The following is a 16,148-nucleotide window of genomic DNA, read 5'->3' as shown; positions in this document are numbered from 1 at the left end:
CTTATAATATGGCTCCCCAACCTGGGCTCGAACCAGGGACACACGGATTAACAGTCCGACGCTCTACCAACTGAGCTATTGGGGAATAAATTGTTATAACGGTAAACTTGCTAAGCTTGTTTACGTTATGTGGAGCGTATTTTAGCCAAGTAGTTAGGGTCTGTCAACCTTAATAAGCGATTAAAGGCAGTTTTTTCTTTTAATGCCTGATTATCAGGTGTTTGGTGCTATTTGTTAGCTCATTAATTGCCAGAGACAGAGGGTTGGCTGATAAAAGACAGCGTCATGAAAGTGACAGACATAAAAAAACCCTCAACAAACTGATGAGGGTTTTGGCAAATGCCATAATTGAATCTAAGATGATTCAAAGTACTTATGTTCGCAGAGATAGCTGAGCATATATAAAGCAGCTACTTGCTAAAATATGGCTCCCCAACCTGGGCTCGAACCAGGGACACACGGATTAACAGTCCGACGCTCTACCAACTGAGCTATTGGGGAATAAGGCGTGAGGGTTAATAATCTCACAGTTACTTAACGTAGACGCTTGAGAATAGACTCTTGCGAGTTGTTGCTAAGTGGGGCGTATTCTAGCAAAGATAAAAAATACGTCAAGCCTTTTTTGTACAATCTCTTAAAATTAGAAGTTTTTGCTTAAATAAGCGCCATTAATAGCATATTTACTATTAGTAGACCTAAAAGAGCAGACCTAAAAGCTGTGTAAAAAGACGACTATGATAAAAGTGGTGAATTAGAAGTGGGAAGGCAGTTTTTGGCTTTAAGTGCTTTTTAGCTTTAAATACTAAGCGTCAATCATGAAGGCTGTATGAAAATGGCACACTTACTTGCGAAGTCACAACATTAATTATAGAGCGTTATATTATAATTATTTTGATTTTATCAATATAGATAACGTCAAGATAGCTAACGGAAAGGCGTATTAAATATGCACAAGATAGCCCTCTGATTGCGAAAATTGATATCCGATAATTCTATGTCAAAACTATTCCTAATAGAACATTAATAAAAAGGACATTTCTAATGGCTGACTCTCCTGAAAAATCACACATCCTCATCACTGGCGCGACTTCTGGTATTGGTTATCAACTGGCTAAAGATTACTTAGCAGCAGGCCACGAGGTGTACGCGGTTGGCCGTGATGACGATGCCTTATCTGAGCTAAAAAAACTAGGCGCCATACCAATCGACTTGGATCTAATGGATCGTGACAAAGTCATTGAGGCCTTTGATAAAATCGACCAGATTGATTTAGCGATTTGTGGTGCGGGGATGTGCGAGTATTTAGACATGCCAAATTTTGATAGCAGTGTCTTTATGAAAGTGATGTCTGTCAATATGGGCACGTTATCGCATGCCATTGAAGGGGTATTACCCAAGCTGATTGCGTCACAGGGACGTTTGGTTGGCCTTGGCTCTGCATCGGCCTATGTTCCATTTGCTCGTGCTGAGGCCTATGGTAGCTCAAAGGCAGCGATTCATTATTTGATGAAAACCTTGCAAATTAGCTTAGCGCCCCATAATGTCGACGTCAGTCTGGTAGTACCAGGGTTTGTAAAAACGCCGATGACCAAGCAAAATGACTTCCCAATGCCATTTATTCAAACCACCGAGCAGGCAAGCCAAGCCATTCGTGACGGCATCGAAAATGGTGATGAGGTAATTGAGTTTCCCAAAAAGCTTACTTTACCGCTTAAGACGCTAGGATTGCTACCTGATCTGCTATGGCAGCAAGTCAGTGAAAAGCTTTACAAAGATAATTAATAGATTTTTTGGCGTAGGCTGGGTTTTTAACCCAGCATTATTACTTGTAAACAACCAAATAGAAGAAGCTGCAAATATGTCATTCATCCGTCGTAAACATTCAGCAGATAAAAATAATAATCAAAATAGTAAGATTGCAAATGCTACTACCAATGCTGATGAAGTACCTGCCAAAAAACGCATCGCTATCATAGGCTCTGGTGTATCTGGATTGACTTGTGCCCATTACTTATCTAAGCCGCCTTTGGCCAGTCAATATGCAGTGACGATATTTGAGGCCAATGATTATATCGGTGGCCATGTAAATACCATCGATGTGACGCTGCAGTATGGTAAAAAGGAAAAAGGGCTGTTTGCAAAGGATAAGCATGTAGAAAAGAGTGCGATAGATACGGGTTTTATCGTGTTTAATGAGCGTACTTATCCTAACTTTTTTCGCCTGCTTGATGACTTGCAAATACCCTTTCAGGTAACGGACATGAGTTTTTCAGTAAAAAACAGCGCCCAAAAATTTGAATACAACGGACATACAATCAATACGCTGTTATCGCAGCGCAAAAATGTATTGAGTCTTAAGTTTTGGCGATTTATTAATGACATTTTGCAGTTTAATAAGCATATCAAACAGCTACGTCAAGAGTTTGAGACCGCGCGTATAGAAGGGCAAGACACCAGTGTTTTCACTGAGCAAACTCTTGGTCATTATTTGGCAAGTAAGCGTTATGGGCGGTTGTTTACCGATAACTATCTGCTACCCATGGTTTCCGCGATTTGGTCGACCAGCCTGGAAGAAGTACAAGACTTACCCTTGATATTCTTTGCACGATTCTTTGACAATCACGGTCTACTAGACATTGTCAATCGTCCGCAGTGGTTTACGATTAAAGGTGGCTCCAAACAGTATGTCAATAAGCTCATTCCACGCTTTGTTAAGGCAGGGGGCACGGTTCGAGTCAATACTCCTGTGCAGTCGGTGGTGCGTCATGAGGGTCATGTCACACTAACCGTCACAGATAATAATATGACGACTGCGAAAGATAAGATAGATGCGCAAGAGTTGGTTTTTGATGAGGTTATCTTTGCTTGTCATGCCGATACGGCGCTGAAGCTATTAAAAGATGTCAGTGTAAATGAGGCTGAAGTGTTAGAGAATTTTCGTTTTACTAAAAATACGGCGGTGCTGCATACGGATAGCAAGCTGCTACCGAAAAAGCCGTTGGCATGGGCAAGTTGGAACTACTTGCTTGATGATGAGCTGCTTGATGGCGAGCTGATTGATGAAGAGTCAGACAAAGAGCAGACGCTAAAAGATCAGCAACTAGCTTCAAAGCCAACAGCATCAAAACAAGCAGCTGCAAAGCAGACAGCGTCAAAGCCAGTACTGACGTATCATATGAATATCTTGCAGCGTCTGACCAAGCAGCACAACTATCTGGTTACTCTCAATCCGTCTACACTCAACAGCAGTATTGACGAAGCACAAGCCATTAAAAGCATTCATTATAGTCATCCGATTTTTGATAAAGAGATGATTGCTGCGCAAAATGAGTGGTCACGCATCTCTGGCAATGGTTTACAGACGCATTTTTGTGGTGCATATTGGTTTAATGGCTTCCATGAAGATGGGGTGCGTAGCGGGCTGCGAGTGTGTCAGGCACTCGGTAGCGCAATTGACATCAAAGAGACAGTAGATCCAAACCATTTGCCTGATGGCGATAGCGCACATACGCCATTTCGTTATAAAGATATGCCTATCAAAGCAGACAGAAATACTCGTAAGCTGCAAAAGCGCCAAGTGATGAGTGCGACTACCAACCAAGAGCTCAATGATTATGTAGCTAGCTTGCAGCAGGAACCTCAGGCACCGATCAAGCAAAAGCGTGGTCTTTTTGGTCGCCGTAAAGTGAAGAGTTAATGAGGTCAAATTGTTGGGTGTTGAAGGATGAGACCCAACAAATTATCTATAAAAGAGAATGTTATGCCCACCAAAGAGCAGTCGTCTGACCCTACAAAAACTAAAACAGCAACCTTGATGCCGCATCAAATACTTCATGGCACGACATGGCATAGTCGTTTATTGCCAAGTGTGCATAAGTTTGCGTATCCGTATCGCTACTGGGGCATCAATATCAGTGCTTTGGCGGCAGGGCAGGCATTACCCGAAGTGAATGCAGCAGTCGATAAAAGCAAGTTTCTAAAAAAACTGCCCTTTAATAAAATGCTAGCAAAAGCTTTGCCGCTGTTTTCTGCTCAGCATAAAGCTTTGCAGCAATTTTATCCTGATGACTATTTGCAACAATTAGAGCAAAAGGATGTAGGTAGTACTGATGATACGACTAATGAAAGTAGGGTTAATCCAATCAATGACGACGTTAATCCTATGCAAGCTTTGCAGCAGCGTTTAAACCAAGCCTTTATTCATAATACTGATAGTGCTCCAACAGGTGATATGATCGGTATGATGGTTTGTCGTAATGTGGGTGTGTACTTTAGCCCAGTCAATTTTTATTTGGGCTTTGATAAGCAGCGAGTGCCGACTCATCTTTTGGCTGAGGTATCTAATACCCCTTGGGATAAGCGTCATTATTATGGGTTTTTACTTGATGGCACGGACACAGAGTTTTGTCATGATAAAGATTTTCATGTATCACCCTTTAATCCTATAGACCAGCTATATCGCTGGCAGGTAAAAGTGACAAAACAAGCAGATGACTGCCTACAAGTCCGTATCGCTATCAATATCAGTGATGTGCGTGGTGAGGTGCTTAAAACAGGTATTAAGATGACAGGCGTACCCATGAGCGCGGATACGGTTCGTGACAGTCTACGGAAAAACCCGCTAATGAATATCACCTCACTGACACGAATCTATTGGCATGCGCTTAAGCTCTATGCGATTAAAAAAGTACCTTATATTAACTATGACGAAAAACTGGTAGACAGTCAGCAGGATGACTCAAAAAGTCCCAGTTAGCTATTTGGTTTTAGCATAGTGAGCGCAGTTAAGAGAGTTTTAAACAGCAGGTGAAGAAATAAAAACGTATGAATAAGGATGTTAACACTATGCCAACTAGGCCAACCGACCGCACACCTAACTCAAAGCTAGAGAAGCTTAGTGCTCATGTGAGCAAAACAGTGAATGACAGCGCTTTTGCTAAGCCTGTAAGTAACAGTGTGAACTATTTGGCGAGACAGGCGATATGTCGCGCATTAAAAAACTTACAATTTGGGAGTTTGACTCTCATTGAGGCCTATGGCAAAGGTACTGCAAATCGTCAAACCTTTGGTGAGGACGTCAAAAAACCTAATGGAAAAACCCCCGCTCACCTTAGTAGCTCAGCGGTAGGCCGACATCCACTACATGTCACTATGAAAATTCATGATGCCAATGTTTATCGCCGACTGTTATTTGGTGGCTCAATTGCGCTTGCCGATAGCTATATCGAGGGTGAGTGGGATACGGAAGATTTAACAGGTTTGATACGACTGGCTGCACGTAATCTAGCCGTGTTTAATGGTCTGGAGAACCGCTTCGCCGGGTTGAGTAAAGCTCTAGAAAAAGCCAAGCATCGACTGCGCGGCAATGACAAGGCAGGGTCAAAGTCCAATATATTAGCGCATTATGATTTGGGTAATGCCATGTACGAGCGTTTTTTGGATCCGACCATGATGTACTCATCAGCGGTCTATGTAACGCCTGATACGTCTCTAGCGCAGGCACAGCAACATAAACTGGCGCTCATCTGTCAGCGCTTGCAGTTGAGGGAAAATGACCACGTCATAGAAATTGGTACTGGCTGGGGAGGCTTTGCTATTTATGCCGCCACCCATTATGGCTGTCAAGTAACCACGACGACCATCTCTGATGCACAGTATACTGAGGCGCAGCGCCGTATCGAAAAAGCAGGACTGTCGAGCAAAATCAGGCTGCTCAAGCAAGACTATCGTGAACTAACAGGGCACTATGACAAACTGGTCAGTATTGAGATGATTGAGGCCGTCGGTTATGAATACCTACCGACGTTCTTTGCAAAATGTAATAGTTTACTTAAACCAACAGGGTTGATGGTGCTGCAAGCCATCACCTTTAACGATCAAAATTATGAAGACTATTTAAAGTCAGTGGACTTTATCCAGACGCATATTTTCCCTGGTGGCTGCTTACTGTCCAATCAAGAGCTAACTAAGCAGTTTACTGAGCAGACTGATATGGTTATCAAGCAACTACATGATTACGGCTTTGATTATGCTCATACCTTGCGTGATTGGCGTGCTGACTTTTTGGCACAGCGCGACGCTATCCGCGCCCTCGGTTATGATGAAGCCTTTATTCGTTTGTGGGCGTTTTATTTTGGCTACTGTGAAGGTGGGTTTTTGGAACGGACGATTGGCGTTGTACAAGTCACCGCGGTGAAGCCAGATAATACCGACACGCTGCATTTTTCTGATTTACCAGCTGCAGATACGTTGACCGCTTGATCAATGAATAAGTTAACTTAACTTAATGATAAGCATAAGTAGACAATAGATAGATAGGCAATAAGTAGGTGATAAACAGGTGCAACCGTCATCGATATTTAGCTGCCATTATAAAACAATGTTGTAAAAGGAGACTGTCATGGGGTATGTATTTGTCTATCTAGCAGCTGTCGTTATATTTTTGGGTATTGATGCGGTCTGGCTCAAAACTATGACAGGGTTATTTTACGAAAAGCGCATCGGCCACTTGTTGGCTGATGAGCCAAACATGATAGCCGCAGGCGTGTTTTATATGTTTTATTTATTTGCTCTTTGCATATTGATCTTGTATCCGCAAATAAAAGCAGGCAGTTCGATCGGTTATATATTTTTATTAGGCGGTTTGATAGGTCTGATGGCTTATGGTACTTATGACTTTACCAGTTTAGCGCTATATAAAGGCTTTACTCTAGACACGGCACTAGTGGACTTTGTGTGGGGCGGACTGCTCACAGGGACGGTCAGTGCGGTTGTGGCATGGTTGGCATATCAGTTTAACTGGCTCAACTAAACCTTGTAAGCCTCTTTAGTATACTAATTACAGTCGGCTCACTAGTGCTGACTGGCGAATAATGACCAACAAGACACTGTGATAAAACACGTGATTCGCGCTACACTAGGGCGTGTCCTCATTTTTAGCCCATTTAGATGCAATAGCTCAGATTGAGGACACGCCCTAATGATCTATCGTTTATACAGCCCTAACAGAGCACTGCTAAATAAGGAATACTATGGCACAGTCCAACACTTCTTCAACCGCCAAAAAAGCCCCCTTAAACCACGAATTATATATGTCAATACTGATGACGCCTGACATGGCAAACTTCATTGGTAATGTTCATGGTGGTGATCTACTGAAAATGCTCGATCAAGTCGCTTATGCCTGTGCCAGTCGTTACAGTGGTAACTATGTAGTGACGCTATCGGTTGACCAAGTCATGTTTCGTGAGCCTATTTATGTCGGTGAATTGGTGACTTTTGCTGCCAGCGTCAACTATGTCGGTACGACATCGATGGAAGTAGGGATACGTGTTGAGGCCGAAGATGTGCGCGCGCGCACTATTCGCCATACCAATAGCTGCTACTTTACCATGGTTGCCATCGATGACAATGGTAAACCAACGCCTATTCCACCGCTAGATATCAAGACACCACTACAGCAATGCCGTGCTGATGCGGCACTTGAGCGTAAAAATATGCGTATGGGAAGCTCAAAGCGCCCCAGCTGTGATCTCGATAATGCAGATAATGAGCACGAGTGATGTTTTGAATAAGAGTCGATGCCAAAGATGATGCCCAAGATGCAAGCAGAGATTGAGGCGTTAGCGCTTGAGAACTGAGCATATCGTCTGGTTATTATTTATCCGATAGTGCACAAACAAAAGCCACCTTCATGGTGGCTTTTTGGTGGCATCTGCTGTTTTTATATTGGTTGTTAATAGGCTGAGATGAAGGATGAAACCTGCAATTATCCTTTAAAAAGAGCAGCTTGACCCCCATACTGTTGTAAACCTTACTTCATTATAACCTTTTATAAATACCAGGAAGAAAGCCATTATGCGAATGCCTGAACCGCGCTCGTCGCGTCAGTTAAACCAATTGGCCACTCAGCTGCAAGACGAAGCTGAAATCAGTGGTGTCAATGCCTCAGGGACACAAATATCAAGTCGTGCTTTTGAGATGGTCACGGACTTTGAGCCAGCTGGTGATCAGCCGCAGGCGATAGAGAAGCTGGTAAAAGGTATCGATGCTGGCATGGATGAGCAGTTGTTGCTTGGGGTCACTGGCTCCGGTAAGACTTATACCATGGCAAAAGTCATCTCTGAAAGCCAACGTCCCACCATTATCATGGCGCACAACAAAACGCTTGCCGCGCAGTTATATGGTGAGTTCAAAGCCTTCTTTCCGAACAATGCGGTTGAGTACTTTGTCAGCTATTATGACTACTATCAGCCTGAAGCTTATGTGGCGGCCAGTGATACCTTTATCGAAAAAGACAGTGCCATCAATGATCATATTGATCAAATGCGCCTATCAGCCACGCGGGCATTGTTAGAGCGCCGTGATGCCATTATCGTCGCATCCGTGTCTTGTATTTACGGTCTGGGTGATCCAGAAAGCTATTTGAAAATGCTATTACATATCGTCGTCGGTGATCGCGTAGATCGCACGGCGATGATTAAGCGCCTAGTTGAGATGCAGTATACGCGTAACGAGCTTGACTTTGGCCGTGGTACTTATCGTTTGCGTGGTGAGATTTTGGATATCTATCCAGCAGAGTCTGAGCAGCTGGCTGTCCGAGTGCATTTGTTTGATGATGAAGTCGAGAAGATCACTTGGTTTGATCCCTTAACTGGCAAAACAGTGCGTAGTGTGCCACGTATCACCCTGTATCCGAAGTCGCACTATGTGACTCCGCGTAATAAGCTCGAGGCGGCAAGCCATACGATTCGTGATGAGCTTGAGCATCGTTTAGAGTATTTCCGTGACAATAATAAGCTGATTGAGGCGCAGCGTATCAAAGAGCGTACTCAATATGATCTCGAGATGATTCAACAGCTCGGCTACTGTAACGGCATCGAAAACTATTCACAGCACCTGTCTGGCCGTCCGTCAGGGGAGGCGCCGCCGACCTTGTTTGACTACATTCCAGAGGATGCGCTGCTATTTATCGATGAGTCGCATGTCACCGTGTCACAAGTTGGGGCAATGTATAAAGGGGACAGATCGCGTAAAGAAAACCTCGTCAATTATGGCTTTCGTCTGCCAAGCGCGATGAATAATCGCCCAATGAAGTTTGAAGAATGGGAGCGTATCAGACCTGCCACGATTTATGTGAGCGCCACGCCAGCGTTATACGAGCTTGAACGTAGCGAGCAAGTCGTCGAGCAGGTCGTGCGTCCGACAGGTTTGATTGATCCTGAGATTGAGATACGCCCTGTGCTGACGCAGGTAGATGATGTGTTGTCTGAAATTACCAAACGTCGTGAGCTCGATGAGCGCGTACTCATTACCACCTTGACCAAGCGCATGGCAGAGGATTTGACCAGTTATCTCAAAGAATATGATGTCAAAGTCGCTTATCTGCATTCAGACATCGATACCGTTGAGCGCATGCAGATTATTCATGAGCTGCGGACTGGTGTTCATGATGTATTGGTTGGCATTAACCTACTGCGTGAAGGTCTTGATATGCCTGAAGTGTCACTGGTTGCTATCTTTGATGCGGATAAGGAAGGCTTCTTGCGTTCTGAGCGTTCTTTGATTCAGACCATTGGCCGTGCAGCGCGGCATTTGAATGGTAAAGCCATTCTTTATGCTGATCGTATTACGCCTAGCATGCAAAAAGCCATCGAGGAGACTGATCGTCGCCGTGAAAAGCAAGTCGCCTTTAACCTTGAACATGGCATTACGCCAAAAGGCGCGCGCCGAAATGTCACAGACAAAATCGATACTGGCGAAGACTTGGACGCCAACGACAATCAAGCCATTCCAGTCAAAAGTCATCTGCCTGATGTCGATATTAGCATATTACGTAGCCCTGATTTGCTTGCCAAAGAGATTAATCGTCTTGAGAAGCTCATGAAACAGTTCTCACGCGATTTGAAGTTTGAGGATGCGGCGAAGACCAGAGATAAGGTGTTAGAGCTAAAAGCGCATTTGATTTAGATGGTGAGAGAAAAATGGCAGAGTGGGTTTAATATAATAAAACCCACACTATTTGTAAAATATTCGTTTAATAATTATTCAAAAAATTTTCTTTTTTAATCAGAACAACCCATCTTGTTTGGCTGGGATGTTCACTGTCGATTCTATCCAATCTATAAATTCATTTTTAAATCTTAATCCAGAGTTTTTACCCCTATAAGTCTCGATAATAAATAGATTTTGTTTTTTTAGAGGAATATAAATATCTTCTGTTTTTTCAATAATCTTATTATCTAATAAGTATTTATTCAATGCCCTAGTGTTTTTAAAATATTCTTTACCCTCGCTTATTAAATAGTCTACTACTTCTTTAGCTGAATACCCATTATGTTCATAATATATAAAATCAATCTCATTTTTATTGACTTTTTTCTGATCTATAAACTGATTTGTATAAGTTAGATAAACTTTTACCTTCTTTTTAAGTTCTAAAGCACGTAGTATGTTTTTATGGCTTCCTTTGCTTTTACCATCCCAGACTACTAAACTGTAGTCACTATCTTCAGTCATCGCTTTATCTTTTAGTGTTTGTCTCTCTTTTTCCTTCTTAATATCTTCCATAACATTGATTAACTTCTTACGGAATACAGGAGAGCTTAAATTTCTAGGAGGACTATAGATTGAATAAACACATATGTTTTCATAATTATTTTTTTTAAAATAATCTTGTATTTTTCTATCAATTCCATCTGCATCACCGACTAATACTTCTAGCCCACTTCTTTGAATATTTTCTAAACTTTTAATGACATCCTTTGGTATTTGTTTGATAGAGATAGAACCAGATATAAAAACCTTGCTCATCTATTACTCCTAGTCTTAGTTAGTGTTACTATAGTCAATCCCACCTAAAAGTGTTATAAACTAACTATCAAATTCAATTGTTATTATAAAGACCATGACTTACTCACTAGATTTTCGCAAACAAGTACTAAAAAGCTTAGACGAGGGTATGACCTTTGCCGAGGCAGCTAAATTCTATAACCTCAGCCCAACCACCATACAAAACTGGAAGAGACGTGTTCATAGCAAAACAACCAGGCAAACCAAACCCTATAAAATACCAGATGATGTGCTACTTAATGATGTTCAAGAACATCCCGATGATTACCAGTATGAGCGAGCTCGTCGTCTAAACTGTAGTAAAACAGGCATTTATCATGCCCTAAAGCGACTTGGCATCAGTCAAAAAAAAGACCTTAGAACACCCAAAAGCCTGTCCGATCAAAAGAGCGATATACCACAGTAAGCTTGATAACTTTAAACAACAAGGCTATCCCATCGTCTATATGGATGAAAGCGGCTTTGAGCACGAGACCATTCGCTCTCATGGTTATGCACCGATTGGTAAACCCTGTATCGATAGTTACAACTGGCAAGGTAAAAAGCGAACCAACGTTATCGGTGCTCTATATGAAAAGATGCTGTTTGCCCTAGATTACTTTAAGCACAACATTAACAGCAGCATATTCTACGACTGGTGCAAACACAAGCTAATCCCAAGTCTTAAAACCAAATGCGTGATTGTCATGGATAATGCCAGATTTCATAAGAATAAACGCATTCAAAAGCTACTGAACAGGCACGGTCATCGTATTCTTTGGCTACCGCCGTACAGCCCTGATCTGAACCCTATCGAGAAAAAATGGGCTCAAGCTAAGTTTCTACGCCAAGGCTGGTTGGAGAATAATCTGCCTAAGCTATTTCATGATATGGGTTGTATCTCTTTTATTGTGGATTGACTATATTGATATAGAAAAATATAAAAACAAAAAAATTCTTATTATCGACGACTTATTTAGATCAGGCACTACTTTAAATGAGCTAACAGAAACATTATATAGCAAAGCAAATGTTGGAAATGTTTATATATAGTCAGTTCAAAATAAAATTGTTATGGTTAGGACAAACATCATAAAACAACTTGGATAAGTCATTTTCCAACCAGCCTTGGCGTAGAAACTTAGCTTGAGCCCATTTTTTCTCGATAGGGTTCAGATCAGGGCTGTACGGCGGTAGCCAAAGAATACGATGACCATGTCTGTTGAGTAGTTTTTGGATACGCTTATTTTTATGAAACCGAGCATTATCCATGACAATAACGCATTTGGTTTTAAGGCTTGGGATTAGTGTTCGTTTGCACCAGTTGTAGAATATGGTGCTGTTAATATTCTGCTCAAAGTAATCAAGCGCAAACAGCATTTTTTCATACAATGCCCCGATGACATTCGTACGCTTTTTTGCTTGCCAGTTGTAGCTATCTATACAGGGTGTACCTATCGGTGCATAGCCATGAGAGCGGATAGTCTCGTGCTCAAAGCCGCTTTCATCCATATAGACAATGGGATAGCCTTGCTGTTTAAAGTGATCAAGCCTACTCTGGAATATCGCTCTTTTGATCGGACAGGCTTTTGGATGTTCCAAGGTCTTTTTTTGACTGATACCAAGACGCTTTAAGGCAATCTCAATGCCTGATTTGCTACAATTTAAACGCTGTGCTCGCTCATACATGTAATCGTCTGGATATTGCGCAACGTCTTGAAGAAGTCTTCATTTGGTATTTTACTGGGTGCTTTATCCCGAGATTGTTTGATTGTTGGGTTTTTCAACCAGCGTTGTAATGCCGTCTTGCTAACGTCATAGAAAGTACACGCTTCACGAATAGTCATGTCTTTGTTTTTGACGCTTTTGATCACTTGCGCCCGGAAGTCTGCAGAATAAGTCATCGTTATTAATATCTTTCTCTTAGTTTTAATAGTATTGTATCTTATTTATAAAAGACCGACTATAACTTCAAATGCTCCCTTTATAATATCTTGCCTTTGAGCACAATCTTCAATTGATTTTAATTGCTGTGTGTTTTTGACTTTTTTAATGAGTTCAAAGTCTACTGGGATTTTTAGTTCTTTTCCAACCTGTTTGCAAATTTCGTGAACAGGTTGTATATCTCTTTGAACGGAAGCGGGCACAGGTATGATTACGTCAACATAAGGTAACACCAGTCTTGTTCTTAGAAACCTTGTAAGTTCATTTACTAAATAGCTAATTTGAGTATTATCACTTCGATATTTTAGTAAAAAAAGTGCTTCTCCGATATCTGATCTTACACTCGTATAGCTCCCATCAGAATTCAATGTACTAGATAAAGTATGCAAATCAAGCGCCCAACCAGCTTTCCATTTTCCGCTCAAGCTATGAGTCATAAAAGTCCCCTATATTTTTAAATGTGTTTTTGTTGTTTATATTCTAGTTCTAAAAATTCACCTATTAAACATAAGTAAGACTTTAGGATAGCCTATAATTAGCTTTTTACCAACTGCAAACACATTTACACATATTCAATGTTAAGGAACATTATTACTGTCTACTAGACCTCTTGCATAATTCGTCGTGAGAGCTAGTGACGACTTATGCAAGAGGTCTAATTTCTATTTGTTTATTAATTTCTAAAAATTAACTTTTGATTCACTAATATTAATAACTAATATTTGGCGTTTAGATAACTTGTAATTATAGTAAATGCCACTTAATATGATATCAATCAGCTGCATGGGCTTTATTACTCACGGACGACTTAGGCGGATTATATATCATGCTTACTAATACCAATAATAATACTGATAAATTACTCAAATTAGACTTCAATGAAAACTCCTTAGGCATGTCAGACTCTGCCAAAGCAGCCATCATCAACGCCTTAGGCAGCGCTGCTCGTTATCCAGATAAACAGCGTAGCAAACTATTGACCAAAGTAGCCGCTATAAATGGCGTGCCTGAAGAACAAGTTCTATTGGGTAATGGGTCCATTGAGAGTATCAGGGCTGTCGTACAAATGCTGCATGACAAAGCATTAAAGACAAACGTAGCGTTCCAACTGGTCATTCCAGATCCAACCTTTGGGTGTGCAGCGCTGTATGCAGTTTCCCTTGGCGTACCAGTGGTAAAGGTACCGTTGACTACCGATAACTATGACTTTGACTTTGAAAGACTGCAGGATGCTGCCGATGAATTTACCGGTATCAGCCTGTTTTATCTTTGTAATCCCAATAATCCAACAGCAATCATTACCGCAACGGATAAGCTGAAAACTTGGATAAAAAATGCCCCAGAAAACCATTACTTCTTACTGGATGAAGCCTACTTTGGATATGTCACAGACCCGAGTTTTGAGAGTGGGGTTGAGTGGATAAAGCAGGAGTTGTCAGATAACCTAATTGTCGTTCGTACCTTTTCAAAATTATTTGGGCTTGCAGGTTTGCGAGTAGGCTATGCGATTGCAAATCCGCAAACTATTTTAGAAATTGAATCCTTAATGTCTACGGATAATATTAATTTATCAGGTGCCGTTGCCGCGATAGCCACACTAGAAGATGAAGCGTTTTTGGCGCACAGTTTGCAAACCACCAATCAAGCAAGGCAGATGATGGAGGCGACACTCGATGAGTTGGGACTGCGTTATTTGCCATCGCAAACTAACTTTATTTTTCATGAAATTAAAGGCGATGTACAGACATATATAGACAGAATGAGGGAGCATGGCATTGCGGTTGGTCGAGAGTTTCCTTCTATCCCAAGTTTCAATCGTATCACGCTTGGTACGCCTGAAGAGATGACGGTTGTTATTGAAGCATTGCAGTTATTTCGGGAGAAAGGTTGGATTTGAGATTATATTATAAGAGAGTGGCGACTAAATAGAGGTGAATAAAGATTTAAAAGGTGAGTGGCACAAGCTGTTTCTCATCTTTTTTATTATGGGTTAAATATGGCAAATATGTTTTTTTGGCGCTAGAGAAGACTGGAAAAAAGTATCTGATGTTTGTATAGGAGACCCCTTGTAATCAAATCCAATGCCACTTAATATGGCACCCATTAATCCCATAAATTACTTACCAATTAGGCTTATTACCCATTGTGCATACTCATAACTTACTAGAGTTAAACTCTAACGAAAACTCACTTGGCATGTCAGACTCTGCCAAACAAGCCATTCTAGACTCTTTAGATATCGGCTTTCGCTATCCAGATGATCAACGCGCTGCCCTCATTAGCAAAATAGCCGAGATAAATGGCGTGACAGAAAGCCAAGTCTCGCTAGGTAACGGCTCAAGCGAAAACATCCGAGCCGTCGTGCAAATGCTACAAACCAAAGCATTAAAAGACGGCAAGCAATTCCAAGTGGTGGTACCTGATCCTACCTTCGCTTACGCAGAATTGTATGCACTCTCTCTCGGCGAGTCTGTTGTAAAAGTACCTCTGATAGCTGAAAACTATGATTTGGATTTTGACAACTTGCAAAAAGCCGCCGATGAGTTTGACGGTATCAGTCTATTTTATCTTTGTAATCCTAACAATCCAACGGCAACCATTACCGCGACGCATAAGCTGAAGGCTTGGATAAACAACGCCCCTGCGAACCACTATTTCTTATTGGATCAAGCTTATTCAGAATACATTACGGATCCAAGTTTTGAGAGTGGGGTTGAGTGGATAAAGCAGGAGTTGTCAGCGAACCTAATCGTCATTCGTACCTTCTCAAAGCTATGTGCGCTAGCGGCTATGCGCATGGGCTACGCTATTGCTAGCCCACAAACCACCGCATCTATCGAGCCTTTATGTCGATAGACAACACCAATTTGTCAGGTGCAGTTGCTGTGCTAGCGACCTTGGACGATGAAGAGTTCTTGGCACACAGTTTGCGCACCACCAACCAATCACGGCAAATGATAGAAGAGACGTTAGGTGAGCTGGGGCTGCGTTATTTGCCTTCGCAAGCCAACTTTATTTTCCATGAGGTCACAGGTGATGTAAAAACTTACATCGATAGAATGCGAGAGCATGGCATTGTGGTTGGTCGCGAGTTTCCACCTATTGAAGGTTTCAGTCGCCTCACGCTTGGCACACCCGATGAGATGGCAGTGTTCATTAAAGTGTTAAAATTATTTCGCGAGAAAGGCTGGGTTTAGTTGATAGGCTAAAAGAGGCTAGCGAATACTAAAATAGCAGTATATGTCTCAACACTAATTCTAATCTTACCAACCATAAACGCAGTTTTACACATCTAATCTTCAATGACAGTCGTTTTTCTTATAGGATAAATCAGTGGCACAGCAAGTGATCTGAGATCAAAAAACCTATAAACC

General features: G+C 41.7%; 16 protein-coding genes and 2 tRNA genes. 12 read left to right on the top strand and 6 right to left on the bottom strand.

Annotated features, from left to right (window positions below; translation table 11 throughout):
- Positions 1–9 precede the first annotated feature (9 nt).
- Both JMY01_RS08820 and JMY01_RS08815 read right to left on the bottom strand, forming a co-directional pair.
- Positions 10–85, bottom strand: a tRNA-Asn gene (locus JMY01_RS08820).
- A gap of 340 nt (positions 86–425) precedes the next feature.
- A tRNA-Asn gene (locus JMY01_RS08815) sits at positions 426–501 on the bottom strand.
- A gap of 540 nt (positions 502–1,041) precedes the next feature.
- On the opposite strand from JMY01_RS08815, the gene JMY01_RS08810 reads away from it, so the two are divergent.
- The 7 genes from JMY01_RS08810 to uvrB all read left to right on the top strand — a co-directional run bounded on the left by JMY01_RS08810 (position 1,042) and on the right by uvrB (position 9,969).
- The gene (locus JMY01_RS08810; RefSeq protein ID WP_201575206.1) at positions 1,042–1,782 is read left to right on the top strand and encodes an SDR family NAD(P)-dependent oxidoreductase; all 741 of its coding nucleotides are present in this window, start codon (positions 1,042–1,044) and stop codon (positions 1,780–1,782) included.
- Positions 1,783–1,858: 76 nt separating this feature from the next.
- A complete protein-coding gene (locus JMY01_RS08805; RefSeq protein WP_201575205.1) occupies positions 1,859–3,697 on the top strand; it encodes an NAD(P)/FAD-dependent oxidoreductase in 1,839 nt (612 codons plus the stop codon).
- A 63-nt stretch (positions 3,698–3,760) separates the two neighbouring features.
- Entirely contained in the window at positions 3,761–4,756 is a 996-nt protein-coding gene (locus JMY01_RS08800) for a DUF1365 domain-containing protein (RefSeq protein WP_201575204.1), read from the top strand.
- Positions 4,757–4,845: 89 nt separating this feature from the next.
- Entirely contained in the window at positions 4,846–6,261 is a 1,416-nt protein-coding gene (locus JMY01_RS08795; protein ID WP_201575203.1) for a cyclopropane-fatty-acyl-phospholipid synthase family protein, read from the top strand.
- Between the two features lie 139 nt (positions 6,262–6,400).
- Positions 6,401–6,811 (top strand): DUF2177 family protein, encoded by a 411-nt coding sequence (locus JMY01_RS08790; protein ID WP_201575202.1) that lies wholly within the window; start codon positions 6,401–6,403, stop codon positions 6,809–6,811.
- Between the two features lie 220 nt (positions 6,812–7,031).
- Positions 7,032–7,562, top strand: a complete 531-nt coding sequence (locus tag JMY01_RS08785) for an acyl-CoA thioesterase (RefSeq protein WP_201575201.1) — start codon at positions 7,032–7,034, stop codon at positions 7,560–7,562.
- A 295-nt stretch (positions 7,563–7,857) separates the two neighbouring features.
- Positions 7,858–9,969, top strand: a complete 2,112-nt coding sequence (gene uvrB / locus JMY01_RS08780) for an excinuclease ABC subunit UvrB (protein ID WP_201575200.1) — start codon at positions 7,858–7,860, stop codon at positions 9,967–9,969.
- Positions 9,970–10,068: 99 nt separating this feature from the next.
- Here uvrB and JMY01_RS08775 read toward each other — a convergent pair whose 3' ends face one another.
- Positions 10,069–10,812, bottom strand: coding sequence for a hypothetical protein (locus JMY01_RS08775; protein ID WP_201575199.1), 744 nt, complete (start codon positions 10,810–10,812; stop codon positions 10,069–10,071).
- Between the two features lie 94 nt (positions 10,813–10,906).
- Here JMY01_RS08775 and JMY01_RS08770 point away from each other — a divergent pair, with 94 nt between their 5' ends.
- On the top strand, positions 10,907–11,257 hold the full coding sequence (locus JMY01_RS08770) for an IS630 transposase-related protein (protein WP_201574560.1): 351 nt from the start codon (positions 10,907–10,909) through the stop codon (positions 11,255–11,257).
- Positions 11,184–11,750, top strand: a complete 567-nt coding sequence (locus tag JMY01_RS08765; RefSeq protein ID WP_201575198.1) for an IS630 family transposase — start codon at positions 11,184–11,186, stop codon at positions 11,748–11,750. The genes JMY01_RS08770 and JMY01_RS08765 overlap by 74 nt, the downstream gene beginning before the upstream one ends.
- A 133-nt stretch (positions 11,751–11,883) precedes the next feature.
- On the opposite strand, the gene JMY01_RS08760 is transcribed toward JMY01_RS08765, so the two are convergent.
- Genes JMY01_RS08760 through JMY01_RS08755 form a run of 3 tightly spaced genes read right to left on the bottom strand, consistent with a single transcriptional unit; the run spans position 11,884 to position 13,211 of the window.
- On the bottom strand, positions 11,884–12,519 hold the full coding sequence (locus JMY01_RS08760; protein ID WP_227677788.1) for an IS630 family transposase: 636 nt from the start codon (positions 12,517–12,519) through the stop codon (positions 11,884–11,886).
- Positions 12,495–12,734, bottom strand: coding sequence for a transposase (locus JMY01_RS14135; protein ID WP_227677680.1), 240 nt, complete (start codon positions 12,732–12,734; stop codon positions 12,495–12,497). The genes JMY01_RS08760 and JMY01_RS14135 overlap by 25 nt, the downstream gene beginning before the upstream one ends.
- A 45-nt stretch (positions 12,735–12,779) precedes the next feature.
- Positions 12,780–13,211, bottom strand: a complete 432-nt coding sequence (locus JMY01_RS08755) for a hypothetical protein (RefSeq protein WP_201575197.1) — start codon at positions 13,209–13,211, stop codon at positions 12,780–12,782.
- Positions 13,212–13,600: 389 nt separating this feature from the next.
- Between JMY01_RS08755 and JMY01_RS08750 the strand changes: the two genes are divergently transcribed.
- The 3 genes from JMY01_RS08750 (at position 13,601) to JMY01_RS14310 (ending at position 15,971) form a co-directional block, all read left to right on the top strand.
- On the top strand, positions 13,601–14,671 hold the full coding sequence (locus JMY01_RS08750) for a histidinol-phosphate transaminase (RefSeq protein ID WP_201575196.1): 1,071 nt from the start codon (positions 13,601–13,603) through the stop codon (positions 14,669–14,671).
- A gap of 299 nt (positions 14,672–14,970) precedes the next feature.
- Positions 14,971–15,630 (top strand): aminotransferase class I/II-fold pyridoxal phosphate-dependent enzyme, encoded by a 660-nt coding sequence (locus JMY01_RS14315; RefSeq protein ID WP_265089863.1) that lies wholly within the window; start codon positions 14,971–14,973, stop codon positions 15,628–15,630.
- The gene (locus tag JMY01_RS14310) at positions 15,621–15,971 is read left to right on the top strand and encodes an aminotransferase class I/II-fold pyridoxal phosphate-dependent enzyme (protein WP_265089862.1); all 351 of its coding nucleotides are present in this window, start codon (positions 15,621–15,623) and stop codon (positions 15,969–15,971) included. Before JMY01_RS14315 ends, JMY01_RS14310 begins: the two co-directional genes overlap by 10 nt.
- The last annotated feature ends 177 nt before the right edge of the window (positions 15,972–16,148 follow it).

This window comes from Psychrobacter sp. H8-1 (assembly GCF_904846575.1).
Taxonomy (GTDB): Bacteria; Pseudomonadota; Gammaproteobacteria; order Pseudomonadales; family Moraxellaceae; genus Psychrobacter; species Psychrobacter fulvigenes.
The sequence above is the reverse complement of the archived record's forward strand: the minus strand, read 5'-3'. Positions and strand labels throughout refer to the sequence as shown.

Bases quoted from the DNA above. Each gene is read 5' to 3' on its own strand.
- JMY01_RS08800 (WP_201575204.1), top strand. From the start codon at position 3,761: ATGCCCACCAAAGAGCAGTCGTCTGACCCTACAAAAACTAAAACAGCA.
- JMY01_RS08785 (WP_201575201.1), top strand. From the start codon at position 7,032: ATGGCACAGTCCAACACTTCTTCAACCGCCAAAAAAGCCCCCTTAAAC.
- JMY01_RS08775 (WP_201575199.1), bottom strand. From the start codon at position 10,812: ATGAGCAAGGTTTTTATATCTGGTTCTATCTCTATCAAACAAATACCA.
- JMY01_RS08790 (WP_201575202.1), top strand. From the start codon at position 6,401: ATGGGGTATGTATTTGTCTATCTAGCAGCTGTCGTTATATTTTTGGGT.
- JMY01_RS08770 (WP_201574560.1), top strand. From the start codon at position 10,907: ATGACTTACTCACTAGATTTTCGCAAACAAGTACTAAAAAGCTTAGAC.
- JMY01_RS08795 (WP_201575203.1), top strand. From the start codon at position 4,846: ATGCCAACTAGGCCAACCGACCGCACACCTAACTCAAAGCTAGAGAAG.
- JMY01_RS08810 (WP_201575206.1), top strand. From the start codon at position 1,042: ATGGCTGACTCTCCTGAAAAATCACACATCCTCATCACTGGCGCGACT.
- uvrB (WP_201575200.1), top strand. From the start codon at position 7,858: ATGCGAATGCCTGAACCGCGCTCGTCGCGTCAGTTAAACCAATTGGCC.
- JMY01_RS14315 (WP_265089863.1), top strand. From the start codon at position 14,971: ATGTCAGACTCTGCCAAACAAGCCATTCTAGACTCTTTAGATATCGGC.
- JMY01_RS14135 (WP_227677680.1), bottom strand. From the start codon at position 12,734: ATGACTTATTCTGCAGACTTCCGGGCGCAAGTGATCAAAAGCGTCAAA.
- JMY01_RS14310 (WP_265089862.1), top strand. From the start codon at position 15,621: ATGTCGATAGACAACACCAATTTGTCAGGTGCAGTTGCTGTGCTAGCG.
- JMY01_RS08760 (WP_227677788.1), bottom strand. From the start codon at position 12,519: ATGTATGAGCGAGCACAGCGTTTAAATTGTAGCAAATCAGGCATTGAG.
- JMY01_RS08750 (WP_201575196.1), top strand. From the start codon at position 13,601: ATGCTTACTAATACCAATAATAATACTGATAAATTACTCAAATTAGAC.
- JMY01_RS08755 (WP_201575197.1), bottom strand. From the start codon at position 13,211: ATGACTCATAGCTTGAGCGGAAAATGGAAAGCTGGTTGGGCGCTTGAT.
- JMY01_RS08805 (WP_201575205.1), top strand. From the start codon at position 1,859: ATGTCATTCATCCGTCGTAAACATTCAGCAGATAAAAATAATAATCAA.